The following is a 23,189-nucleotide window of genomic DNA, read 5'->3' as shown; positions in this document are numbered from 1 at the left end:
CGCGAACCAATCGCGGCATCTCCCGCGCGTCGGCGGGCGGGTGCGGCCACACTCGAATGACACTGTGCAGACCACCTTCGCTCAGCTTCGCCGTTCGGTCCCCGGAGAACCCGCAGCCCGTTGAAAGGCGCACGGCCATGAGCCGCTCCACCGCTACCGCCCGGACCACGCTGGTTGCCGCATTCGTGCTCATGATCGCCGGGGCCGGAGCCGCGACCGGGCCCGCCACCCCTGGAAGACTGCACGGGCCGACCGCCTGCGTCGCCGGAAATCCGTTGCGGCCCACCGCCGATCTGTTCGCCACCGACAACACCGCCACCATCACCGATCCGGCCGACCCCCGGTTGAGCGACCAGTTGACGTTGTTCGAGCTGACGGTGAACGCGACCGCGGTGAGCGAGCTGGCGCTACCGGTCGGGTCGGAATTGCTGGACGGGGTGTTCTGGTCATCGGACTCGAACGCCACCACCTATGAGCGTTCCCGCGAATTCCACCTGGCCTGCACCGACACCAACAACCTGTTCGCGGTGGCCGACGACATCCGGGTCCGCTACCACCAGGAGTCGGTGCTGAGCTTCGAGTTCCTGCCCGCAGGTGATCCGCGCGCGAACGCGGTAACCGTCAGCGCCCGCGGCATCGACCGCACCCGATTCCACGACGCCCTGGCCTCCGACCCCCTCGTCCGCGACCATCTCGGCGGCGGCTCGATCACCCGGGACGGCACGCTGATCCTGGTCGTGGACCGCGCCGACCTGCCCCTCACCCAGTCTTTGATCGAGCGTCTCGGCGGCGATTGGGATCCCGCCGGCTTCCGCTACGGCGACCGTGAGTTCGTCGGCTCCACGAACGGGGCCGTGTTCAACCCCGCCCTAAATAGGGCATCCCGGTAGCCATCACCGTCAGAAACGGCACATTCACCGTCACCGGCAACGCGACGGTCTGCACCACCAACCGAGCCACATCCGCCGCGTCGATGGTCGGCTCCGCCCGCACACTCCCATCGGCCTGCAACGCCCCCGCCGCGATCCCCGCCGTCAATTCCGTTGCGGCATTACCGATATCGATCTGCCCCACCGCGATATCGAACGCCCGCCCCTCGAGCGCCAACGCCTTGGTCAACCCCGTAACCGCATGCTTGCTAGCCGCATAAGCAACGGTATGCGGCCGAGGCGTATGCGCCGAAATCGACCCATTGTTGATAATCCGCCCACCCCGAGGCATCTGCCCCTTCATCACCCGAAACGCCGCCTGCGCACACAAAAACGACCCCGTCAGATTGGTATCGATCACCCGCCCCCACTCCCCCACCGACACCTCGTCAACCGGCAACGTAGGCCCGAACACCCCCGCATTGTTGACCAACACATCAACCCGCCCCCACCGCCGAACCACCTCGGCGAACAACGAATCCACGGCCTCCGGCACCGTCACATCAGCCACCACCGCATGAGCCTCCCCCGGCCCACTCGCCGCCGCCACAGTCCCGTCCAACGTCGTTGCAGTCCGCCCCACAGCAATCACCTGATGCCCCGCCGCGGACAACGCCACCGTCATGGCCCGCCCCAACCCAGCCCCGGCCCCAGTCACAACAACGATCTTCGAAGTGGTCACGCGAACAAGCGTATTAGCCCCCGAACACGTCCTCGATACGACCCGCGTCCAACACCCGGGCCGTCCAGACCCGAACTTGCGCCGCATCTGCTCCGCGCACAGCTCCGTCAACCTCAGCAGGCAACGCCCCGAACTTCAACGCCAGCAACTCGAGCAATACCTCCGCACGCCCCCTGGCTTCACCGCGAGCTTCACCGCGTGCCTCGCCTTCGGCGCGGAGTCGTTCAGCGGTCGACATGATTGCCTCCTTCGCTTCGCTTCCGAGCTGGTCGAAGACCGGCTCGAGGTCAGCAAAGCTCGTTTCCCCGACAGTAAGAAATGAGTCCCAATCCACCAGCGCGGCCATGTCTTCGGATAGCACCGCCCGCAACTCGCTCGCGGCGTCATCCGGTTGGGACAGCGCCTGGCGGAAGTAGGCGTCATGAGGATTAGAGGGCGTGTCAGCCACGATCCGGCAAGCTACTACCAATTCTGATGCGACACGCAGATTTTCACCGCAAATCAAACGTCTGAATTCTCGCGTAGCCAACACCCTCCGATACGGCACAGAATCGACTAGTGAATCCTGTTGTACAGCAGCTGCTTACGATGTTCGGCGTGCTGCTGGGCGCGGTGTCGACGTTTGCGGCCGCTACCCTGGCAGAGCGTGCGAAGTGGCGGCGCGCTCGCGACATCCGGTGGGATGACAAGCGGCTGGCGGCATACGCACAGTACGCGAACGCCCTGAAGCACTATATGCAGTTGTCGTTCCGGCTGGCGGCTGCACGGGGATATCCCGCCTTAGCGGCACCGATGGATCTGGACGCGGGAGTGCAGGCGCTCGCCGAGGCGGAAGCAGATAAGACAATCAAGTGGGAAGCGGTGCTGCTGCTCGGTTCACCGCAGGCTGTGGCGGCAGCGCGGGCATGGAACCATGCCGCATGGGATCTGGGCTGGGCGGCACGTGGACATGTCATTGAGCACGACGAATATCTACGTCTCTATTCGGAGATGGGCCGCAAGCGAAACGCATTCTACGAATGCGCTCGTGCGGATCTCACCGTCGTCAGCGGCGAACTGCCGCCGGGCGACCAGCCATGGCTGCCGCCTGCGAATCCTGCCGGCCCTGGCCCGAGCGGTTCGGCAATCTGATGCCTGGAGCCACTACCGGCCTGAACCTACAATCTCCGCCGCACACGGTCGGGAAACTGACTGGCAGCAGGTGACTTTGTAGGGATAGGCCGGGTCACACTTTTGATTGACATGCTGATTCGGCTCTGACTCAGCGCGATTCATCGCGGGTGGTCGATCATCGCCAGGAGGTCGGGGGTGGGGCGGACGTCGCCGAAGGATCTGTAGATCGTGTGGAGGGTGGCGTTGTGGTCTTGGTCGCGGCGGGCGGCGTTTGCGTCGGCGATCATGATTACGCGGAGGCCGCGGGTGGCGGCGTCTCGGGCGGAGGATTCGCAGCAGACGTTGGTCACCGTTCCGGTGATGAGGACTGTGTCGATGTTGCGTTGTTCGAGCAGGGCGGGCAGCAGTGAGCGGCCGGGGAAGAAGGCGCTGAAGGCGGACTTGGTTGCGTACAGGTCGTTCGGCTCGGCCTTCAGCTCCGGCCAGAGGCGTTGCGGAAGGGGGCCGGAACCGCCTGATGCACTGTAGGTTTCGGCGGTTCGGGGGCCGAATAACTCGATCGCGGATGGTGACGGTGGGCTGGTGTCGGGTAGCGCCCAGGCTACGAGTCCACCTGCGGAACGGAGTTCCTCGGCCAAGCTGTTGATGTTGGGCACGATGCCGCGGCAGTAGGTGTTGTCGGCGACGTGGAACGGAACCATGTCGATGACCACCAGTGCGGTGGCGCGCGGGTCGAGGTTCGGGTAGGCGAAGCGGCGGCCGCGTTGGGATTCCTGGCGGGTGTACTCGCGTGGTTCTATGCGCCAGTTGTGTATTCGCGGGGCGGAAGAGGTGGTGTCGGCGTCCACAACCATCGAGTATTTCAAGTCGGTGCGGGGAGCGAATCCGGTTCTGTCAGGTCTCGTCCAGAGCGTCGATGTCGTCCCACCGGCGAAAGGCTCAGCTGAGGTCGCCGGTGGAATGTTCGATGGCGCAGACGCCGCCGACCCGGATGGTGACGACGTGGACGATTGCCCATGCTAGTTCCCAGTAGATCGGGCCGTTCGGGTTGTTCGGGGACTGCATGCCGTTCGGGCCGGCGGCCTCCACGCACGCGGTTGCGGCCGCGTCGGTTACCGCTCGGAAGTCGCGATCGAAGGCGGTGTCGATGGACTCGCCCATCGTTTGCAGACGGTCGGTCAGGTCCGCGAGTTGATCGGCCAGGTGCTGGCGGCCGATGTGCGCCATGTGGTCTCGCGCGGCCGCGAGCACCTCGGCCAGGCGGTGCAGCGAATCTTGAACTGCCGCAGGGTCCTTGGTGAGTGATCTGAGGCGGTAGCCGTTGACCATGAACGCCATTGGCTCAGTATCGCCCTTGATGACCGGCGATCCGACATGCACGCTCGTTTGAGACATTTGTCTTGCACATTTGTCTCACGCGGGCTACGTTGATGTTGTCGGACAGCGAAGGAGAATGAAATGCACGCCATGCGAGAAGGTTTCGAGATCGACGGACGCAAGCTGTCCTACTTGGACTTCGGGGGTGCCGGGCGGGCGGTGGTGGCGCTGCACGGGCATATGTCGGATGGGGAGAGTTTCGCGGGGCTGGCGGGGCGGTTGGGGGCGGGGTGGCGGGTTATCGCGCTGGATCAGCGTGGGCACGGGGATTCCGATCGGGCCGCCGAGTACACGCGGGCCGGATATGTCGCCGACATCGAGGCGCTGCTGGACCATCTCAATCTGGATAGTGTTGTGCTGGTGGGGCATTCGCTCGGCGGGATCAACGCCTATCAGTTCGCTGCGCGTCATCCCGAGCGGGTGACGGCGTTCGTCGATGCGGACGGTCCGGTCAGTCTCGGTCTGGATGGCCACAATCCGTTGCAGTTCATCGAGCAATTGCCGTACGAGGCGCCCACGCGCACGGAACTCGTCGACGCGCTGGGGCCGATGGCCGCTCACTTCGGTTCACTCGTGCGGGAGCGGGCCGACGGCAGTTGGAGTCTGCCGTTCCATCCCAGCGATATCGTCGCCTCCGAAAACCTTGTGCACGGCGATCATTGGGCCGACTGGACGGCCAGCTCCTCCCCCGCGCTGCTCATCCGCGCCGCCCACGGCGTGATCCCGCGCGAGCAGGCCGACGCCATGGTCGCGCGGCGGCCGGGCACCCGCATGGTCGAGCTCGACACCGACCATTTCGTGTACGCCGGCGACCCGGACGGTTTCGCCAAGGCGGTGGGGGAATTCCTCGACGAGCTGTGAGCAACCGCTACGGTGGGCGGGGTGAATTTCGCTAGAGGGGGATCGGTGATCGATCAGCGCCCATTGACCGGTTGGAGTCGCACGGCGGCGTCTGTCGCGCAGGTGATTTCGACACCCGCCGTCGAGACCATCGCGGAGGCGGTGCGGACGGCCGGACCGCGCGGCATCATCGCGCGAGGGCTGGGGCGCAGTTACGGGGATCCGGCGCAGAACGGCGGCGGGATCGTCGTGGACATGACGGCGCTGGACCGTATTCATCACGTGGATCCCGACAGTGGCGTGGTCGATGTCGAGGCGGGCGTCAGTCTGGACACCCTGATGCGCACGGTGCTGCCGCAGGGGCTGTGGGTGCCGGTGCTGCCGGGGACGCGGCAGGTGACCGTCGGCGGCGCGATCGCCTCCGATATCCATGGCAAGAACCATCATTCGCACGGCAGCTTCGGCAATCACGTGGTGTCGATGGACCTGCTGACGGCCGACGGAGAGGTCCGGACGCTCACGCCGGACGGTGAGCAGTCGCAATTGTTCTGGGCGACGGTCGGCGGCATGGGCCTGACCGGCATCGTGGTGCGGGCGCGAGTTCGCATGAAGCACACCGAATCCGCGTACTTCATCGTCGACAACGACCGCACGAACAACCTCGACGAGACGATGGAGCTGCTCGCGGGCGGCTCGGACGACGGCTACGAGTACTCGATGTCGGTGCCCGACACCATCAGCATCGATTCCAGGCTGGGACGCGCCGGATTCAGCCGCGGTTCGCTGGCCACCCTGGATCAGCTGCCGCCGAGGTTACGCCGAAATCCCTTGAAATTCGATGCGCCGCAGTTGCTTACGATGCCGGATATCTTCCCCAACGGGATGGTCAACGACCTCACCACCCGGATCGCATCGGAGGCCGTCTACCGCATCATTCCGCAGCGAGCGCGCGGCCGCATCCAGAACCTGACGCAGTTCTATCACCCCCTGGACCTGCTCGGGGAATGGAATCGCGCCTACGGCCGCCGGGGCTTCCTGCAGTACCAGTTCTCGATGCCGTTCGGCGCGGAAGTCCAACTGGCCCAAACTGTCAAGGCCATCGCGCACTCACCGCATCGCTCGTTCCTCAACGTGTTCAAGCGCATGGGCCCCGCCAATCCGGCGCCCCTGTCCTGGCCACAGCCGGGATTCATGCTGAGCCTGGACTTTCCGCTGAGGCCGGGCCTGGGCGAATTCTGCGCCCGCCTCGATCAGCGAGTCCTGGACGCGGGTGGCCGCCTCTACTTCGCGAAGGATTCGCGCACCACCCCGGAGATGATCCGCGCCATGTACCCGCGCCTGGACGAGTGGCGGCGCACCCGCGACGCCATCGATCCGGAAGGTGTCTTCGTCTCGGATCTTTCCCGTCGCCTCGATCTCACCGGGAACGCTTCGCGCCGCGCCGCCCGCTGACACACTGAGCGCCACAAAACGAGAACGTAGTTCGCACAGCACTACTCGCCCGGTCGCCCGAAACGGCGGCCGGGCGCGCGGCGCACCGGGCGGCGGGTCTCCGGAGCGTGGAGGACTTATCAGTGGACACTGTGCGGGTGGCGGACTTGCGGCGGTGGGTCGTGGTGGATGCGGCGAATGTGGTGGGGTCGCGACCGGATGGATGGTGGCGCGATCGCGCGGGTGCCGCCCGAAAGCTGGTGGCCGGGATGGCGGGATTGCCGGAGCGATTGGGCGCCGCCGGGGTGATCGTGGTGCTCGAGGGTGCGGCGCGGGCCGCGGTGCCCGCTCCCGGACATGTCGGCGGATTGCGCGTGGTGCTGGCCGACGGCAGTGGCGACGACGCGATCGTCGGGGTGGTGGCGGAGGTGCTGGGCTCCGGACCCATCACGGTGGTGACGGCGGATCGGGAGTTGCGGGCCCGGGTGGAGGCATTGGGCGCGGAAACGGTGGGGCCGCGCTGGTTGCGGGATTTGATCGAGTAGGGCGCGGGTCGGCAATTCGGGCACGCGCGGGTGGCGGGTTCGCTTAGCTTGATCGAGTCGAGGCGAGAGGGGTTCCCATGCGAACCGGGATGCTGAGCGTTACGGATCTGGTGCAGCGGGTCGAGGCGGGTCTGATCGACACGGTGCTGGTCGCGATGACCGATATGCAGGGCCGATTGCAGGGAAAACGCTGCTCGGCACGGTATTTCGTGGAGGAGGTGCTCGATGCGGCCACCGAGGCGTGCAACTACCTGCTCGCCGTGGACGTGGAGATGAGCACCGTCGAGGGCTACGCGATGTCGTCGTGGGACACCGGTTACGGGGATTTCGTGCTGCGACCGGACCTGAGCACGCTGCGGCTGGTGCCGTGGCAACCGGCGACCGCGCTGGTGCTCTGCGATGTGGAGCAGGTCAACGAGCACGGCCCCGGACAGCCGGTGGCCGCGTCCCCACGCCAGGTGCTGCGCGCACAGCTCGACCGCCTCGCCGCGCACGGCCTGCACGCCTACGTCGGCACCGAACTCGAATTCCTGGTGTTCGACGACAGTTACGAGTCGGCCTTCAAGGGCGGCTACCGCGAGCTGACCCCCGCCAACCAGTACAACGTCGACTATTCGATGCTCGGCACCGCCCGCATCGAACCGCTGCTGCGACGCATCCGCAACGAGATGTCCGGCGCGGGAATGTATGTCGAGTCCGCCAAGGGCGAATGCAATCCCGGCCAGCACGAGATCGCCTTCCGCTACGACGAGGCGCTGGTCACCTGCGACAACCACAGCATCTACAAGACCGGAGCCAAGGAGATCGCCGCCCAGGAGGGCCGGGCCATCACCTTCATGGCCAAATACAATGAGCGCGAGGGCAATTCCTGCCACATCCACCTGAGCCTGCGCGATTCGGCGGGTAAACCGGTGTTCGCCGGGGACGCCGCGGACGGCAGTTCCGCGCTGATGCGGCACTTCATCGCCGGGCAGCTGGACTGCCTGCGCGAGTTCACCTACCTGCTGGCTCCGAACATCAACTCCTACAAGCGCTTCCAGTCCGGCAGCTTCGCACCCACCGCGGTGGCGTGGGGCCGCGACAATCGCACCTGCGCACTGCGGACCGTCGGACACGGCCCGTCGCTGCGCTTCGAGAACCGCGTCCCCGGCGGCGACGTGAACCCGTACCTGGCGGTCGCGGCGACCATCGCGGCCGGACTGCACGGCATCGAGCAGCGCCTGCCCCTGGAACCGGAGTTCCACGGCAACGCCTACCGTTCCCAGCGCCCACGCGTCCCGCACACGCTGCGCGACGCCGCACAGCTGTTCGGGGACAGCAAGATCGCCCACAAGGCCTTCGGCGACGAAGTGGTGCGGCACTACCGCAATGCGGCGCAGGTGGAGCTGGACGCCTTCGACGCCGCCGTCACCGATTGGGAGCGCGTGCGTGGCTTCGAACGACTCTGAGACCCGGCCGCTGATCGGCCTGCCCACCTACAACGAGCGCACGCGCTTCGGACACTGGGATGTCGATGCCGCGGTGCTCTCGCGCACCTACATCGACATGACCGTGCAGGCCGGTGGCATCCCGATCCTGTTGCCCCCCACCGGCACCGCGTACCCGGAAACCATCGACCGCCTCGACGGACTGCTGCTCACCGGGGGCGCGGACCTGGACCCGGAACGCTATGGGGCCGAACGACATCCGGCGACCGGCGGCACCCGCCTGGACCGCGACGACTCCGAGTTCGGCCTGTTCCGGCTGGCGCGGGCCGCCGGACTGCCGGTGCTCGCGGTCTGCCGCGGCCTGCAACTGGTGAACGTGGCGCTCGGTGGCACGCTCGTGCAACACCTTCCGGACGTGGTCGGCCACACCGACCATTCCCGCAGTCCCGGCGTCTTCACCGTCACCACTGTGCGCACCGTCGAGGGCAGCCGGGTGGCCGAGATCGCCGGACCGGAGGTGAAGGCGCACTGCCACCACCATCAGGCCATCGACGTGCTGGCCGGGGAACTCGACGCGACAGCGCACGCCGCGGACGGCACCATCGAAGCGGTCGAGGCACGCACCGGCGCATTCCTGCTGGGCGTGCAGTGGCATCCCGAGGAGAACGCGACCGACCACCGGCTGATGCGAGCCCTGGTGGAGCAGGCGGCAACATACGGAAGGGAACGCGAGCGGTGACAACCACGCAGGTGCTCAACCCCGCGACCGAAAAGGTCGTGGCCACGGTCGAATCGGCCGACGAGGCGGCCACCGACGCCGCCATCGAGCGCGCGCAGCGGGCGCTACCCGCCTGGCGCGCCCTCGCACCCGGGGATCGGGCGCGGCTGCTGCGTCGCTTCGCCGAGGCCGTCGACGCGGATCTCGAACACCTCGCCGCCCTCGAGGTGAGCAATGCCGGGCACACCATCGGCAATGCCCGCTGGGAGGCGGGCAATGTCCGCGATGTACTGCACTACAGCGCCGGACTGCCGGAACGCCTGCTGGGCAGCCAGATTCCGGTGGCGGGCGGTGTCGACATCACCTTCTGTGAGCCGCTGGGCGTGATCGGCATCATCGTGCCGTGGAACTTCCCGATGCCGATCGCCGCCTGGGGATTCGGTCCGGCGCTGGCGGCAGGCAATACGGTGGTCCTCAAGCCCGCCGATCTGACACCGCTGACCGCCATCCGCCTCGGCGAGCTGGCACTGGAATCCGGTCTGCCGGAACACGTCTTCCAGGTGATCCCGGGCCGCGGCTCGGTGGTCGGCGCGCGCTTCGTCACCCATCCGGCGGTGCGCAAGGTGGTGTTCACCGGTTCCACCGAGGTCGGCAAGCAGATCATGGCCGGGTGCGCCGAGCAGGTGAAGCGGGTGACCCTCGAGCTCGGCGGCAAGAGCGCCAATATCGTGTTCGCGGACGCCGATCTGGAGAAGGCCGCCGCCACCGCCCCCTACGGCGTGTTCGACAATGCCGGGCAGGACTGCTGCGCGCGCTCGCGAATCCTCGTGCAGCGCAGTGTCTTCGACCGCTTCCTGGAGCTGCTGAAACCTGCCGTACAGGGTGTGCGGGTCGGCGATCCGGCCGACGCCGACACCGAGATGGGTCCACTGATCTCCGCGGCACACCGGGATCGAGTGGCGAGCTTCCTGGAACCGTCCACCAAGATCGCCTTCACCGGCACCCGGGTCGACGGACCCGGCTTCTGGTTCCCGCCCACCGTGGTACTGCCGTCGGGGCCCGGCGACCGCATTGTCACCGAGGAGGTCTTCGGACCGGTCGTCGCGGTGCTGCCGTTCGAGGACGAGGCCGACGCGCTGCGACTGGCCAACGACAGCGAATACGGGCTGTCCGGGTCGATCTGGACCAACGACGTGGGCCGCGCGCTGCGGGTCGCCCGCGGTGTCGAGGCCGGGAACCTGTCGGTGAATTCCCATTCCTCCGTGCGGTATTGGACGCCGTTCGGCGGCTACAAGCAGTCCGGTCTGGGTCGTGAGCTCGGCCCGGACGCCGCGCGCGCCTTCACCGAGACCAAGAACGTCTTCCTGGCCACCGAATAGCTCTGCCCACCGCCAGCCCCGCCCACCGATCGATCAGAAGGAGATACGTTGCAGCGCTTACAGGATCGGGTCGCCGTCGTCACCGGCGGCGGCAGCGGCATCGGCCTCGCCACCGCCAAGCGGTTCGCCCAGGAGGGCGCGAAGGTCGTCATCGCCGATATCGACGCCACCTCGGGTGAGGCCGCGGCCGCCGCGGTGGACGGACTGTTCGTGAAGGTCGACGTCACCGACGAGGACCAGGTGCGGGCGCTGTTCCAGACCGCCGTCGACACCTACGGCGGGCTCGACATCGCCTTCAACAACGCGGGAATCTCACCGCCGGACGATGATTCGATCCTCACGACCGGTCTGGAAGCCTGGCAGCGAGTGCAGCAGGTGAACCTGACCTCGGTCTTCCTGTGCAGCAAGTACGCCATCGAGCACATGCTCGAGCGCGGCAAGGGCTCGGTGATCAATACCGCGTCCTTCGTTGCCGTGATGGGCGCGGCCACCTCGCAGATCTCCTACACCGCCTCCAAGGGCGGCGTGCTGGCCATGAGCCGCGAACTCGGCGTGCAGTTCGCGCGCCAGGGCATCCGGGTCAACGCGCTGTGCCCGGGACCGGTGAACACGCCACTGCTGCAGGAACTCTTCGCCAAGGACCCCGAGCGGGCGGCGCGGCGACTGGTGCACATTCCGGTCGGCCGATTCGCCGAGCCCGAGGAGATCGCCGCCGCCGTGGCCTTCCTCGCCAGCGACGATTCCTCGTTCATCACCGCCTCACAGTTCCTGGTCGACGGCGGCATCTCCGGGGCGTACGTCACCCCGCTGTAGGTCAGGCCTCGGCGGGGGCCTTGTCCCCCGGCGCGTCCTCCACGGTGCGCTTCGGCCCGGTGAACCAGCGCCGGGCCGAGGCCAGCCACCACACCGCGATCGCACCCACCACCACGACCAGGGTGATCGGCGCGTAATTCACCGCGTCCCAGGTGAATTGGCTGTTCCACGGATACCCGCGCTCATCGGTGGGCAGGATGAACAGCAGGCTGATGAACACGATCCACAGCAGCGCGATAATGCCGACCGGCAGATACCAGCGCCCGAGTTGCCAAGGGCCGGTGCGGAATCGGCTGCCGTTGCGCAGCCGCAGCAGCACCGGGATGCCGTAGGCGATGTAGAGCCCGATGGTGGCCACCGAGGTGGCGGCGGCGTAGGCGGTCGGTGCCTTGTCGGCCGGAACCAGCATCGAGGGAATCAGCAGGATGAACGCGAACACGGAGATGAACAGCACCGCGTTCACCGGCACCCGGCGGGCCGAAAGTTTCGCCCACAGCGCCGATCCCGGCACCGCGCCGTCGCGGGAGAACGCGAACAGCATGCGCGAGGCCGCCGTCACCGAGGCGTATCCGCAGAACAGCTGGGCGACCGCCGCGATGATCAGCAGCAGCCCGGACCAGAACGTATTCAGCGAGTTCTGCAGGATGTAGACGACCGGGTAGCCGCTGTTCTTGGTCGGATCCAGGGCGTCGTCCAGGTTCGGGATCGCGAAGGTCACCGCCAGGATCAGCAGATAGCCCGCGACCGCGGACACGATGATGGTGTTGATGATGCCCTTGGCCGCCATTCGCGACGCGTCGTGGGTCTCCTCCGACATGTGCGCCGAGGCGTCGTATCCGGTGAATGTGTATTGCGCGTGCAGCAATCCGAGCAGGAAGCTGACCGCGATCCCGCCGAATCCGATGGCCGAATTGTTCACCGTCTGGGTGAACACGAACGTCACGCTCTGATGGTGATGCGCGCCGATGCCGAGCACCAGCACGAAGATCGCCACGCCGCCCACATGCCACCACGCCGACACATTGTTGATGACCGCCGAGATATGCGGCCCGATGGCGTTCAATACCGCGTGCAGCACCAGGATTCCGGCGAACACCAGGAAGATGGCGGTGCGGTCGGTGCCGATGTCCCAGCCGATCACATTCAGCACCACGGTGGTGAAAATGGCCGCGCCGTAATCGATGGCGGCAATCACCGCGATCTGCCCGATCAGGTTGAACCAGCCGGTGAACCAGCCCCACACCGGGCCGCCGAGTTCCGAGGCCCACCAGTACAGGCCGCCGGAAGTCGGGTAGGCCGAGGCCAATTCGGCCATGGCCAGGCCGACGAACAGCACCATGATCGACACCAGCGGCCAGCCCCAGGCCATGGTGATGGGGCCGCCGTTGGCCAGGCCGATGCCGTAGCTGGCCAGCCCGCCGGTGAGAATCGAGACGATGGTGAAGCTGATGGCGAAGTTGGAGAATCCCGACCACGATCGGGCGAGTTCCTGTTTGTAGCCGAGTTCCGCGAGGCGGCGTTCGTCGTCGGATTGCTGCTGGATTTCGCTCATGCGCGCTCCCGAGTGAAAACGCCGCCCTCACACGGCGTTTGCCAGGTGTTCAGTGTGCGGTAGGCGCAGGTCGAACGCGGCGCCATTGCGCAAACTGGGCGTCCGCTCAGTGTGTCTCACCCTGAGACGGACCCTGATCGGTATCCCCCACAGGTGGGATTCGGCGGCCGGGGAATTTCGGTAGCTTCGAAACAGTGTGGCAGTCACTGACCTTTCGCTCGCGAGGCGCGCGCCTGATGGCGTGCGTGCTCGGCGCGTACCTGCTCGGTCTGGTCGTGGTGACCGCCGCCCCGGCCCGCGCCGACGGGATGACCAGCGGCGGGGATCAGTCGGTGGCGCAGTCGCTGGGGGATCGTGAGCTCACGGTCATCGTGCGGCGGGCGCAACCGGTGCCGGGTCCGTTGAGCGTGGATGTGGTCACCCATGCGGGGACCGCGCCGGGCACGCTGACCCTTACGGCCGCGCCCACCGACCGCAATGGTGAAAACTCGTCCACGACGGTGCAACTCGGTGATCGACCCGGTCCGTATCCGGCGACGCTGCACGTCGATCACGCCGGGCCCTGGGAACTCACGGTGTCGGACGGGCAGCGCACCGCGCGCATCCCCTTCCTGGTCGCGGCGCAGGTTGTCACGCCCTGGGAGCGGGCGGCCTATGGCGGATTCTTCGCAGCCGGGGCGCTGCTGCTGATCGCTCTGGGCACGGCGTTGATATCGCGCCGCGGCTGGGTGACGCTGGTGCCGGTGGTGGGGTTGATCATCGCGCTCACAGTCGGGGCCACGAGTGCGGTGTTGTCCTCGCGCGCACCGCAACCACGTGCGGCCGGGAGCCTGCTGGACCCCACCTCGGGGAATATCGGCAGCCCGTATCCGGAGCGGGATCTGCCGCTGACCACGACTTATTCACGGCCACCGGCGGATCTGACCGTGCACGCCCGTGCGACCGGGCAGGCCACCGAACTGCAACTGTCGCTCACCGATTCGGCCACCGGGCGACCCGTGGACGATCTGCTGGTCGCCGACGACGCGTTGCTGCACCTGATGATCGTGGGACCCGACGGACAGTTCTGGCATCGCCACCCGATCCGGGTCGCGCCGGGCGAATTCCGACTGGAGTTCACACCCACCGCTCCCGGTGACTACGCCGTCGCCGCCGAGATCGCCCGGCGCGGTGGCGGTGTGCAGCTGCTGCGCTCGGCGATTCACCTCGATGCTGCCGCCGCGCCCGCTCCGGTCTTGCCCGCAGGGTCCGGATCCACCACTCCCCCAGCCACACTCACCGTCGACAGCCCGGTGGCGGGCACCCCCGCCACGCTCACCGCAGCACTCGGCGGACCGGCGAATCTGCAACCCTGGCTCGGCATGCTCGGTCACCTCATCGCCGTCGGCCCGCTCCCCGACAATGTCCCGACCGGCACCGCGGCAGCCACCGCCCCGATCTGGGCGCACGCGCACGCCATGGCCCCGCTCCCCTCCGTCGGCGCGCAATCCCCCGACGAGACCGTCGCCGCCTACGGCCCGAACGTGGCCTTCACCTTCACTTTCCCCCTCCCCGGCCGCTACCTGGTCTGGGCACAGGCCGAACGCGGCTACACCGTCCTGACCGTGCCCGCCACGGTCGACGTCCGACCGGAGGCACCCTGATGACCGGACCAGCACCCGTCGCGGCTACTGCCGATTCTCGACGCCCGAAACGACGGCTGGTGCCGATCGCTGCGGTTCTCGTCGTCGTTGCGGGCCTGTTGATCTGGTGGTTGTGGCCGTCCAGCGGCGGAGAGTCGGCGCAGCGGATGACCGCCGGGCCGTATCAGGTCACCCTGCGAGTCGGCGACGGCTCACCCCGCACCGGGGACAACACCGTGGATCTCGACATCACCACCAGGCAGGGGGATCCCGCTACGCCGCAGCGGGTTTCTGTGGATCCCGCGATGCCGCAGATGGGGCATGCCGTGCCCCCGATCGCCGCCACCGCCGTCACGCCGGGCCACTATCGGGCCACCGTGAACCTGCCGATGCCGGGTCAGTGGGAGGTGGCCGTGCAGTTGTCGGGGCCGCAGGGCGCCGGTACCGCCACCTTTTCCGTGCAAGCCAATTGACATGCAGTCCAACTGAATTCGAATAGAAGAGGATCACCAGCCAATGGACCTCACCGCCAATGGTCGCGGGCTCACCGCCGTCGCGACCGCACCCATCACCATCCGGCCCTGGTTACCCGCGTCGATCCTGTTCGCGGCCAGCCTGACCTTCGCCATCGGTTCCACCTGGGATATCCAGTGGCACTCCGATGTCGGGCCCGACACCTTCTTCACGCTGCCGCACCTGTTCATCTACGCCAGCGCCGCGGTGGCCGGATTCGTCAGTCTCGCGGTCATTCTCGTCACCTCCAGCGCGGGGCGGGCGGGTCGACGGGTCGACAGCGCGCTGGGCGGTCCGGGGATCGGGGTGTTCGGCCGGACCTTCACCGCACCGCTCGGGTACATGGTCGCGGCACTGGGCGCGGCATCGTTCCTGCTGTTCGGACTGTGGGATCTGTGGTGGCACAGCCTCTACGGCTTCGACGCCGTCATCGACTCGCCGCCGCACATCGGACTGTTCCTGTCCAGCACGGTGACCTCGGTGGGCACGGTGATCGTGTTCGCCGCCGTGCGTGATCGGCGCTGGGGACGGCTCGGTGCCCTGTTCTCCCTCGCCCATCTGCTGACCTCGAGCACCGTGACCGCGCTGGCCGTGCAGCGGCTCAGCACCGGAACCGTGCGCTGGACCGTGGCTGTGACCGCGTTCATGGTGATTCTGCTGCTGGTGGTAGGTGCGGGGTTCCTGCGGGGCGGGGCGACCATCGTGGCGGTGGCGGGGTCCGCGATCCAGGCGGTCTTCTGGTGGTTCGCGCCGTGGGCGGCCCGCACCTACGCCGATGCCGTGGGATTGCCCATGCGCGAACACATCCGGGCCATTCCGGCGACGCCCGCGCTGATTCCGTTCTGCCTGATACCGGTCGGCCTGGTGATCGACGCGCTGCTGCGGCGCACCGAACCCGGCACGGTCGCCGCCGGCGCGGCCCGGTTCCTGCCCGCCCTCACCGGTGCGCTGGGCGGGGCGATCGTGGCGGGTTTCGCTCCGGTGCAGAACATCCTGATCTACGACTCGCACCTGAGTCCCGCCGCGACCATCATCGCCACCACCGTCGCCGGGGCCGCGCTGGGCGCACTCGGCGGCCTCCTGGGTCAGCGCTTCGGCGCGATGCTGCGTCTGACCGCATCTCCCACGGAGGTTCCCGCATGACGAAGCGTCTGTTCACCGCCCTCACAACGGTTTTCGCGGCTATCGCGCTGCTGGCCCTGACCTCCGGCACCGCCTCGGCGTATCAGCCGGTCGATATCGTGCACACCGAGGATGTGCAGGCCGGGCCGTATCACCTGACCATCGGCTTCAGTCAATGGCCTTTGCGCGCAATGCAATCGCTCGACTTCACCTTCATCCCCGACGGCGGCATCGCCGACAAGTCGGGCACCTTGTCGGAGGTGCAGCCCGGCGGCAAGGTGCGCCGCACCGAACCGCTGTCGCGGCATCCACGCAAACGCGAGGTGTGGGGACTGGACGTCCGCTCGCTGGACAAGCAGGGCGACTGGACCTTCCGGTTCGCCATCGACGGTCCGCAGGGGCACGGTGAGGGCGAACTGCGCAATCTCGCGGTGCTACAGCAGCCCGGCCCGCCGCTGGGGGTGAGCTGGGCGATCAGCAGCCTGCCGCTGTTCGGGCTGATCGCCTTCCTCACCTACGCCTGGCGGCGCACCCGCCCGGCGCTGCGGGTCGCACAGCCGGTGTAGCGGATTGCCTTCCAGTTGCCGGATTCTCCGACGACGGGTGCGCCGGTGAGCCTAGGGTGGACAGGGTGAGCGAGGGGGCCGCGGGATACGAGATTTCCACGTGTGGGGTCGACCTGCGGGAAACCTTCGCCTACTGGGAGGCACTGGTCAGCTCGTCGGTGGTGCCGGCGTCCATCGACCCGGTCTCCGATCGCCCCTTCCACGCGAGATTGCTGACGACCGTGGCGGACTCCGATTTCACCCTCACCATCGGGGCGGGCGGGCCGCAGCTGGCGCAGCGCACGCCCCGCCACATCTCCCGCAGCGACGACCAGTTCCTGCTGGCCGTCGTCACGGTGGCGGGCTCGAGCCTCTTCGAGCACGACGGCACGGTGGTGCGGCTCGAACCCGGCTCGATCACGCTGGTGGACACCTTGCAGCCCAATCGAATGCTGGTCGGTGACTACTGCGAGAAGGTGATCGTGCAGATCCCCCGCGAGGTGGCGGTGGATCGCAGCCGATTGCCCGAGGCGGTGTTCGCCGAACGGCTGCGCTATCCGCTGAAGCTACCCACCGGTGGCTTCGGTTCGGTACTGGCGCAATACTTCTACCGATTCGCCAAGCTGCCGCCGCAGCCCGATGAAGACCTGGGTCTGCTCACCCGGCACGGCACCAATCTGTTGCTCTCCGCGATGGCGTTCGGCAGCGGGGGCGAACGGCCCAGCGCGGATCTCACCTACGAATGCGTGCTGGCTTATCTGCGTGAGCATTTCACCGAGGGCTCACTGAGCGCCGAACAGGTGGCGCGTGAATGCCTCATCTCGCGGCGCACCCTGCAGCGGGTCACCGAGCCCAGCGGCGGGGTGCGGCTGCTGGTGCGGCGACTGCGCCTCGAGCACGCGCGGCAGCTGCTGGTCGATCAGCCCGCCTGGCGCATCGGGTCCATCGCCGCCGCCTGCGGGTTCGCCAACGAGCGCACCTTCTACCGGGCCTTCCGGGCCGAAACCGGTATGGCCCCGGGCGAATTCCGGGCCACGCAGCGGCCGCCCGAGCCGGCGGTTCAGCCCAGCAGGGCGCTCGCGTACCAGTCGCGTTCGTTGGTCACACCCGGCGGCACGAAGAAGTAGCCGCCGCCGAAAGGCTGCACGTAGTCGGTCAGCGGCTCGTCGATCAGGCGGGTCTGGATGGTCTCGAACTGCCGGGCGATGTCCTGCTGATAGCAGGAGAAGATGTGCCCGGCCGCGAGATTGCCGTTGGTCTCCACGCCCTGGTCGTAGTTGTAGGAGCGGCGCAGCAGGCGCTGGCGGGCGGTGTCGTCGGTGCGCGGATTGGCCAGGCGGATATGGGAATCCAGCGGAATGACCGAGCCCTTGGGGTCGGCGGCGAAGTCGGGGGTGTCGAATTCGGCATTGCCGTCCAGGGGTGCGCCGGAGTCGCGGCGGCGGCCGAACATGTTCTGCTGCTCGTCGATCGAGACCCGATCCCAGAATTCCACCAGCATGCGGATCACCCGCACCACCTGATAGGTGCCGCCGTGCGTCCAGGCCGGTTCGGCCGGATCATCCACCCAGATCAGCGCTTCGGCATCCGAACCGGTCGGATTGGCCGTGCCGTCCTTGAACCCCAGCAGATTACGACCGGTACCGGACGGCCGCGCCGGAGAGTTGTAGCCGTCGATCTTCCACCGCAGTTGCAGCGCGCCGCGCGTCTGGCGGGTCAGGTCACGGATCGCGTGGTGCACGGTGTCGGGATGGTTGGCGCACAGCTGGATCAGCAGATCACCGTGGGTCCAGGCCGGGTTCGGGGCATCATTGGGAAACACCTTCATGGGGGTGAGGTGCTTCGGGGCGTCGGCGGCCAGTCCGAACCGGTCGTCGAAGAGACTCGCGCCCAATCCGACTGTGACAGTGAGCCCGTCGGCCGGAATGTCCGGACCCAGCACCGCACTGTCGGAGGGCGGGTAGCCCAGTCCGGCGTCCGCGGCGGGACCACCCGCGGTGAGGGCGCGGGCGCGATCGGTGAGGGTCTTCATCAGCGCGGTGAGCCCGTCACGCCCGGTAGCCGTGACGTCGAAGGCGGCGAAACAGGCCGCGCTCTGCTTCGCGGCGGGACCCGGTGTGAGAACACCGGATTGGTGCGCGCCGTGAAAGGGATGACTGGCCGCCGAGGCATCCGGACTCGTGACGGCAGCAGCGTCCACCCGTCCGCCCTCGACGAGCAGCCCCGCGGTCAAGGCGGTGCCTGCGGCCCCGGCGGCAGCGCCGGAGAGAAATCGGCGGCGGCTGACGGACATGTCGGCCCCTTCCAGCTGTCGAGCGAACAACGGTGAGTAGTGGGAGCGGGGCGGATACCGCTCGAGCAGGGTGTGGCGGCGAAAGGCAGATATCCGATGAGCATGAAATAGGGGCGGGCGATACCGGCGGGCTGTCGAGTGCGGTTGGGAAGCGAGCTCCAGGCAGTGTGTAGCGGCGGAAGTAGCTGGCGGTTGACGGTGAATATCAGTGGGCGATGGGCACTTCTAGCAGGCGGGGGACCTGGGCGAGCTGTTCGAGGGCCGCGCCGAGGGCGGCGTCGACCGCTTGGCGCAGCGGGCGGGGGGTTCGGTCGAGCGGACGCCAGGTGGTACCGGCGCGGGTGGCGAGCAGGGCGGTGGTCAAGGTGTCGAGGCGGGTGGCGAGTTGGGTGCGGAGTTGGGGTGCGCGGGCGTCGAGCAGGGGGCCGAGGGCGTCGAGTACCGCGCGGGTGACGTCGATATCGGCCATGGTCAGTGGGTAGGCCGCGCCGCCGCCCTGGTCGTCCGCGCCCGAAAGGTGGTCGCGCTGTGCGTCTTCGAGGATTTCGTGGGCGCGGAGGGACAGGTTGGTGGGGTCACCGGCGAGGTCGTCGCTGCCTAGATTCTGTTGCACCGCGGCGATATCGGTGCCGAGCTGAGTCACGACGGGCAGGAGTTCGGCGGCCGTCTGACCGTGCCAGAGCCCGTATTCGAGGCGGTGCAGGCCGGTGAACGCGGGGTCGGTGACGCCACCGGCGAGACCACCGGGCAGGCCGTCGACGGCGGTGCCCTTGTCGCCGAAGCTGTTGTAGGACGCGCCGACCCGCTCCCATTCCTGCTGCGCGGTGAGCCAATCCGCCTGCGCCGCCGGGATATTGCCCGCGCGCAGGTCGTCGCCGAGGTGACCGACAGCCGTGCTCAATCTGGTCAGAGACTGGCTCGCGTAGGTCTGATATGCGTTGTTCGGACCCGTGAGATCGTCGGCCGAGACCCGTTTCACCGCCACGGGCGCGTCGGATACCTGGCCGTTGACCGTCACGGTGCGCGAGACCGTGGCTTCCTTTCCCGACAGCAGACAGCGCACGGTGTAGTCGCCGCCGCCGAGAGTGGCGGTCAGGTCGGCGGTGGTGGCCGGACCCAGGGTCTCGATCTCCCCGACGATGGCGCCCGAGGCGTCGACGAGGGTGATCTCACCGGCCACGGTGGTCTTGTTGTGGATCGACAGGGTGTGCACGCCCGCGTGCGCCGAAGTCCATTCCGGAGCACAGGAATTCGCACTCACCGAGACCGCGTCGACCGACCCCGCCCGCTTCGAGGGCAGCAACGCGATCACCGCCGCGGCCGCCAGCACCGGGACCAGCACCAGGACGGCGGCGACCGTCGAAAGGCGTCGTCCCGCAATGCGATCCCACCAGTCCGGACCTGGATCGGCCGGTGCCGACGCCTCGGGAACCGCCGTTGCGGCGGCGGTCTTGCCTGCCCGCAGAAAGACCGGGATCACGACGGCCAGGTACACCAGCCACGCGACCACTTGCAGCACAGTCATTTTCGGCGTCAGGTTGGTGATACCGGTGATGATCGACACCCACCAGGAGTTGGGGTCCACCTGCTGCGAGATATCGAAGGCGACCCAGTGCGAGCCGGGCAGCAGGCCCGCGTCCTGTAGGTCACGCAGTCCGTAGGACAGCACGCCCGCCGCGATCACCAGCAGTAGCAGGGCGGTGCGGTTGAAGAAGACACCCAGGTTCAACCGGATCGCCTGACGGAACAGCAACCAGCACAGCGCGATCGCCGCGATCAAGCCGAGGGTGGCCCCCAGCAGCGGCGCGAGGGTCGAACCCGCCGCCTTGACCGCGGTCCACACGAACAGGGTGGCTTCCAGGCCTTCACGGCCGACGGCGAGGAACGCGGTCACCGCGAGCGCGCCCGCGCCGAAGGCTCCGGCGCGCAACACCTCTCCGCGCAGTTGCCGTGACATGGTGGCGGCAGTGCGGCGCATCCAGAACACCATGGCCGTGACCAGTCCGACGGCCAGCACGCTCAGGATGCCCCCGACCGCCTCCTGCGCCGAACTCGACAGCACCGCCGTCGAATACGTCAGCACCGCGGCGAAACTGCCTGCGACGGAGACCGCGCCGAGCAGGCCGAACCACACCGGCGCCGCGGACACCGGCCGCTCGGGGGTGGCGAGCTTGCGCACCGCGGCCAGCAGGATGGTGACCACGAGACCGGCTTCCAGGCCCTCCCGCAGACAGATCAGGAGGTTCGGTACCGCTTCAGCCCAGCTCACTCGATTAAGGTAAGGCATTCCTACATAACGGATCCAGACACCAAACGGCATCGGGCGCCGCGACTTCGGTACTCCTGCGGCGGGCAACCCTCCCAGCGCCGGAACGCGCGAATGAACGAGGCCGCCTCCGCGTAGCCCAACCGGGCCGCCACCTGCTCGGTCGTCATATCGGTGCGATCGAGAAGTTCCTCCGACAGCAACTGCCGGACTTCATCCAGCAACGCGCGAAAAGACGTGCCCTCGTCGTTGAGTCGCCGCGAGAGCGTGCGCGGGCTCATATACAGCCCGGCCGCCACGGTCGCCTGATCCGGAATCTCACCGGGATCGCGCACCAGCAGGTCCCGCACCGAACCGGCTACCCCGCTGCGAGCGTGTCTGCGCGCCAAAAGCTCACGACACAGTTGCTGGCACGCGGCGCGGACGCCCGCGTTCGCCTGCGGCAGCGGCATATCCAGGTGACCGCGGTCGAAGCTCATCTCGTTCGAGGCCGCGCCGAAGTCCGGCTCGACTCCGAAGACGCGGCGGTACGCCGTGGTATCCCGGGGCCGCTGATGGCGGAAGTTCAAGCGGCGCACCGGAATACCGGCTTCGAACAGGGCCCGCGCCAGCATCTGGATGCCGGAGAGCACCCGTTCGGTGAGGAACGCCCGCACATCCTCGGGCGTCTCCTGATCGTCGAACACCAGCCGCGCCTCGTCGCCGGTCTCCTCGAGCCGCAGGCGTCCGAATGCGAAGGCCAACTCCACATATCGCAGTGCCACCTGCACCGCGTCGCGCAGGGTGCGGCTGCTGAGCAGGGCCAGTCCCCACGGTCCGTGCAGGGAGACGCGGTAGCGGCGGCCCGCCTCGACCCCCAGCCCCGCTTCACCGCCGAAGCGGCCGACCAGATTGCGTACCACCGAAAGCTCTTGCCGCGCAGTCACCTTCGCATGCGATGCGCGTCCCGCTCCGGCGGGCAGCCCGGTTCCCGCCAGGCATTCCACCACCCCCATCCCCCGCTCCTCGGCGATTCCCGCCAAGATGTGCACGCTCGAGGTGGTTCTCGGTAGATCCCAGTCCAACATTGTGCGCAGTCCTCGTCGACTTCCAGCAAACTGGCCCAGACGGGCGCGCGCAACATATCAAGTGCAGCGCGCCCGTGGGGCACAACGCCGGTGATTCATCGACGGGACTGATCGAGGACCTCGCGGGCCAGTGCGCGGTACTCCTCCGCGCCGCGCGATTTCGGGGCCCAGGTGGTGAGCGGTTCGCCCGCGATGCTCGCGTCGGGAAAACGAACGGTGCGCGAGATGACCGTCTTGTAGAGCTTGTCGCCGAAGATCTCCGCGACCCGGGTCATCACCTGACGCGAATGCAGCAGGCGCGGATCGAACATCGTCATCACGATGCCGTACAGATCCAGGCCCGGATTGAGCCGCTCCTGCACCTTCTCCATGGTGTCGGTGAGCAGTGCCAGGCCGCGCAGTGCGAAGAATTCGCACTCCATCGGAATGATCACGCCGTCCGCGCAGGCCAGCGCGTTCACGGTGAGCAGGCTAAGCGAAGGCTGGCAGTCGATGAGGATGTAGTCGTAGCGGTCCCGGATGGGATCGAGCACCCGCCGCAGCGCGTGCTCGCGGCCGACCTCGTTGACCAGTTGGATCTCCGCGGCCGACAGGTCGATATTGCTGGGCAGCAGGTCCATGTTCTCGACGCCGCTCTTGACCAGCACCGTATCGATGGACGGGGCGTTGCGGCCCAGCAGGTCATAGACGGTGACGGTCAGATCGTGGTGTGGCACACCCAAACCGGCCGATAGCGCGCCCTGCGGATCGAGATCGACGAGCAGCACGCGCAGACCGGACTCGGCCAACGCGGCACCCAGATTGATAGTGGAGGTGGTCTTTCCGACGCCACCCTTCTGATTGCACAGCGCAACGACCTGCGCCGCGCCCTGCGAGGCGCTCGCATCGCGCGTCCCACCGCGTTCCGCATCGTTTGCCAACATGTCGCCAGGCTAGCCGCTCGAGGCCGCCGGTG

At 67.6% G+C, this 23,189-nt stretch carries 23 protein-coding genes; 14 read left to right on the top strand and 9 right to left on the bottom strand.

Annotated features, from left to right (window positions below; translation table 11 throughout):
* Positions 1 to 137 precede the first annotated feature (137 nt).
* Positions 138 to 890, top strand: a complete 753-nt coding sequence (locus tag OG300_RS06705; RefSeq protein WP_405493227.1) for a hypothetical protein — start codon at positions 138 to 140, stop codon at positions 888 to 890.
* Here OG300_RS06705 and OG300_RS06700 read toward each other — a convergent pair.
* Together OG300_RS06700 and OG300_RS06695 are read right to left on the bottom strand one after the other, a co-directional pair.
* Positions 859 to 1,611 (bottom strand): SDR family oxidoreductase, encoded by a 753-nt coding sequence (locus tag OG300_RS06700; protein ID WP_405493225.1) that lies wholly within the window; start codon positions 1,609 to 1,611, stop codon positions 859 to 861. The two genes, OG300_RS06705 and OG300_RS06700, sit on opposite strands and share 32 nt — an antisense overlap.
* A gap of 13 nt (positions 1,612 to 1,624) precedes the next feature.
* Positions 1,625 to 2,059: an Rpn family recombination-promoting nuclease/putative transposase gene (locus OG300_RS06695; protein WP_405493223.1), complete on the bottom strand. Its 435-nt coding sequence runs from the start codon at positions 2,057 to 2,059 to the stop codon at positions 1,625 to 1,627.
* Between the two features lie 110 nt (positions 2,060 to 2,169).
* Here OG300_RS06695 and OG300_RS06690 point away from each other — a divergent pair, with 110 nt between their 5' ends.
* Positions 2,170 to 2,742: a hypothetical protein gene (locus OG300_RS06690; RefSeq protein WP_405493221.1), complete on the top strand. Its 573-nt coding sequence runs from the start codon at positions 2,170 to 2,172 to the stop codon at positions 2,740 to 2,742.
* 140 nt (positions 2,743 to 2,882) lie between these two features.
* Here the strand turns inward: OG300_RS06690 and OG300_RS06685 are convergent, their stop codons facing one another.
* Complete coding sequence (locus OG300_RS06685) at positions 2,883 to 3,578, bottom strand: isochorismatase family protein (RefSeq protein WP_405493219.1); 696 nt, start codon at positions 3,576 to 3,578, stop codon at positions 2,883 to 2,885.
* Positions 3,579 to 3,663: 85 nt separating this feature from the next.
* A complete protein-coding gene (locus tag OG300_RS06680; RefSeq protein WP_405493217.1) occupies positions 3,664 to 4,062 on the bottom strand; it encodes a hypothetical protein in 399 nt (132 codons plus the stop codon).
* A 120-nt stretch (positions 4,063 to 4,182) separates the two neighbouring features.
* Between OG300_RS06680 and OG300_RS06675 the strand changes: the two genes are divergently transcribed.
* The 7 genes from OG300_RS06675 (at position 4,183) to OG300_RS06645 (ending at position 11,254) form a co-directional block, all read left to right on the top strand.
* Entirely contained in the window at positions 4,183 to 4,962 is a 780-nt protein-coding gene (locus OG300_RS06675) for an alpha/beta fold hydrolase (RefSeq protein WP_405493215.1), read from the top strand.
* 45 nt (positions 4,963 to 5,007) lie between these two features.
* A complete protein-coding gene (locus OG300_RS06670; protein ID WP_405493213.1) occupies positions 5,008 to 6,393 on the top strand; it encodes an FAD-binding protein in 1,386 nt (461 codons plus the stop codon).
* Positions 6,394 to 6,530: 137 nt separating this feature from the next.
* A complete protein-coding gene (locus OG300_RS06665; protein ID WP_405498487.1) occupies positions 6,531 to 6,917 on the top strand; it encodes a hypothetical protein in 387 nt (128 codons plus the stop codon).
* A 77-nt stretch (positions 6,918 to 6,994) separates the two neighbouring features.
* Positions 6,995 to 8,365, top strand: coding sequence for a glutamine synthetase family protein (locus OG300_RS06660; protein ID WP_405493211.1), 1,371 nt, complete (start codon positions 6,995 to 6,997; stop codon positions 8,363 to 8,365).
* On the top strand, positions 8,346 to 9,083 hold the full coding sequence (locus OG300_RS06655; RefSeq protein ID WP_405493209.1) for a gamma-glutamyl-gamma-aminobutyrate hydrolase family protein: 738 nt from the start codon (positions 8,346 to 8,348) through the stop codon (positions 9,081 to 9,083). Before OG300_RS06660 ends, OG300_RS06655 begins: the two co-directional genes overlap by 20 nt.
* Positions 9,080 to 10,441 (top strand): aldehyde dehydrogenase family protein, encoded by a 1,362-nt coding sequence (locus OG300_RS06650; RefSeq protein WP_405493207.1) that lies wholly within the window; start codon positions 9,080 to 9,082, stop codon positions 10,439 to 10,441. The genes OG300_RS06655 and OG300_RS06650 overlap by 4 nt, the downstream gene beginning before the upstream one ends.
* Positions 10,442 to 10,489: 48 nt before the next feature.
* Positions 10,490 to 11,254, top strand: a complete 765-nt coding sequence (locus OG300_RS06645) for a 3-oxoacyl-ACP reductase (RefSeq protein ID WP_405493205.1) — start codon at positions 10,490 to 10,492, stop codon at positions 11,252 to 11,254.
* A gap of 1 nt (position 11,255) precedes the next feature.
* On the opposite strand, the gene OG300_RS06640 is transcribed toward OG300_RS06645, so the two are convergent.
* A complete protein-coding gene (locus tag OG300_RS06640; protein ID WP_405493203.1) occupies positions 11,256 to 12,806 on the bottom strand; it encodes an amino acid permease in 1,551 nt (516 codons plus the stop codon).
* Positions 12,807 to 13,000: 194 nt separating this feature from the next.
* Between OG300_RS06640 and OG300_RS06635 the strand changes: the two genes are divergently transcribed.
* From OG300_RS06635 to OG300_RS06615, 5 genes are all read left to right on the top strand, one after another.
* On the top strand, positions 13,001 to 14,449 hold the full coding sequence (locus tag OG300_RS06635) for a hypothetical protein (RefSeq protein ID WP_405493201.1): 1,449 nt from the start codon (positions 13,001 to 13,003) through the stop codon (positions 14,447 to 14,449).
* Positions 14,449 to 14,901, top strand: coding sequence for a FixH family protein (locus tag OG300_RS06630; RefSeq protein ID WP_405493199.1), 453 nt, complete (start codon positions 14,449 to 14,451; stop codon positions 14,899 to 14,901). Before OG300_RS06635 ends, OG300_RS06630 begins: the two co-directional genes overlap by 1 nt.
* Before the next feature lie 43 nt (positions 14,902 to 14,944).
* On the top strand, positions 14,945 to 16,084 hold the full coding sequence (locus tag OG300_RS06625) for a hypothetical protein (RefSeq protein ID WP_405493197.1): 1,140 nt from the start codon (positions 14,945 to 14,947) through the stop codon (positions 16,082 to 16,084).
* Positions 16,081 to 16,629, top strand: coding sequence for a hypothetical protein (locus tag OG300_RS06620; protein WP_405493195.1), 549 nt, complete (start codon positions 16,081 to 16,083; stop codon positions 16,627 to 16,629). The genes OG300_RS06625 and OG300_RS06620 overlap by 4 nt, the downstream gene beginning before the upstream one ends.
* 65 nt (positions 16,630 to 16,694) lie before the next feature.
* On the top strand, positions 16,695 to 17,735 hold the full coding sequence (locus OG300_RS06615; protein WP_405493193.1) for a helix-turn-helix domain-containing protein: 1,041 nt from the start codon (positions 16,695 to 16,697) through the stop codon (positions 17,733 to 17,735).
* On the opposite strand, the gene efeB is transcribed toward OG300_RS06615, so the two are convergent.
* From efeB to OG300_RS06595, 4 genes are all read right to left on the bottom strand, one after another.
* On the bottom strand, positions 17,669 to 18,901 hold the full coding sequence (efeB, locus tag OG300_RS06610; RefSeq protein ID WP_405493191.1) for an iron uptake transporter deferrochelatase/peroxidase subunit: 1,233 nt from the start codon (positions 18,899 to 18,901) through the stop codon (positions 17,669 to 17,671). The genes OG300_RS06615 and efeB overlap by 67 nt on opposite strands.
* A gap of 205 nt (positions 18,902 to 19,106) precedes the next feature.
* Positions 19,107 to 21,170, bottom strand: coding sequence for an iron uptake transporter permease EfeU (efeU, locus tag OG300_RS06605; protein ID WP_405493189.1), 2,064 nt, complete (start codon positions 21,168 to 21,170; stop codon positions 19,107 to 19,109).
* A 20-nt stretch (positions 21,171 to 21,190) separates the two neighbouring features.
* Positions 21,191 to 22,234: an AraC family transcriptional regulator gene (locus OG300_RS06600; RefSeq protein WP_405493187.1), complete on the bottom strand. Its 1,044-nt coding sequence runs from the start codon at positions 22,232 to 22,234 to the stop codon at positions 21,191 to 21,193.
* Between the two features lie 95 nt (positions 22,235 to 22,329).
* The gene (locus OG300_RS06595) at positions 22,330 to 23,157 is read right to left on the bottom strand and encodes a ParA family protein (protein WP_405493185.1); all 828 of its coding nucleotides are present in this window, start codon (positions 23,155 to 23,157) and stop codon (positions 22,330 to 22,332) included.
* Between the last annotated feature and the right edge of the window lie 32 nt (positions 23,158 to 23,189).

It is taken from the genome of Nocardia sp. NBC_00511 (genome assembly GCF_045161165.1).
Taxonomy (GTDB): domain Bacteria; phylum Actinomycetota; class Actinomycetes; order Mycobacteriales; family Mycobacteriaceae; genus Nocardia.
This window is presented reverse-complemented; position numbering and strand designations above follow the sequence as displayed.

Excerpts from the sequence above, each read along its gene's own strand:
- OG300_RS06660 (WP_405493211.1), top strand. The coding sequence starts at position 6,995 with ATGCGAACCGGGATGCTGAGCGTTACGGATCTGGTGCAGCGGGTCGAG.
- OG300_RS06640 (WP_405493203.1), bottom strand. The coding sequence starts at position 12,806 with ATGAGCGAAATCCAGCAGCAATCCGACGACGAACGCCGCCTCGCGGAA.
- OG300_RS06620 (WP_405493195.1), top strand. The coding sequence starts at position 16,081 with ATGACGAAGCGTCTGTTCACCGCCCTCACAACGGTTTTCGCGGCTATC.
- OG300_RS06630 (WP_405493199.1), top strand. The coding sequence starts at position 14,449 with ATGACCGGACCAGCACCCGTCGCGGCTACTGCCGATTCTCGACGCCCG.
- OG300_RS06680 (WP_405493217.1), bottom strand. The coding sequence starts at position 4,062 with ATGGCGTTCATGGTCAACGGCTACCGCCTCAGATCACTCACCAAGGAC.
- OG300_RS06675 (WP_405493215.1), top strand. The coding sequence starts at position 4,183 with ATGCACGCCATGCGAGAAGGTTTCGAGATCGACGGACGCAAGCTGTCC.
- OG300_RS06625 (WP_405493197.1), top strand. The coding sequence starts at position 14,945 with ATGGACCTCACCGCCAATGGTCGCGGGCTCACCGCCGTCGCGACCGCA.
- OG300_RS06600 (WP_405493187.1), bottom strand. The coding sequence starts at position 22,234 with ATGTTGGACTGGGATCTACCGAGAACCACCTCGAGCGTGCACATCTTG.
- OG300_RS06685 (WP_405493219.1), bottom strand. The coding sequence starts at position 3,578 with ATGGTTGTGGACGCCGACACCACCTCTTCCGCCCCGCGAATACACAAC.
- efeB (WP_405493191.1), bottom strand. The coding sequence starts at position 18,901 with ATGTCCGTCAGCCGCCGCCGATTTCTCTCCGGCGCTGCCGCCGGGGCC.
- OG300_RS06705 (WP_405493227.1), top strand. The coding sequence starts at position 138 with ATGAGCCGCTCCACCGCTACCGCCCGGACCACGCTGGTTGCCGCATTC.
- OG300_RS06595 (WP_405493185.1), bottom strand. The coding sequence starts at position 23,157 with ATGTTGGCAAACGATGCGGAACGCGGTGGGACGCGCGATGCGAGCGCC.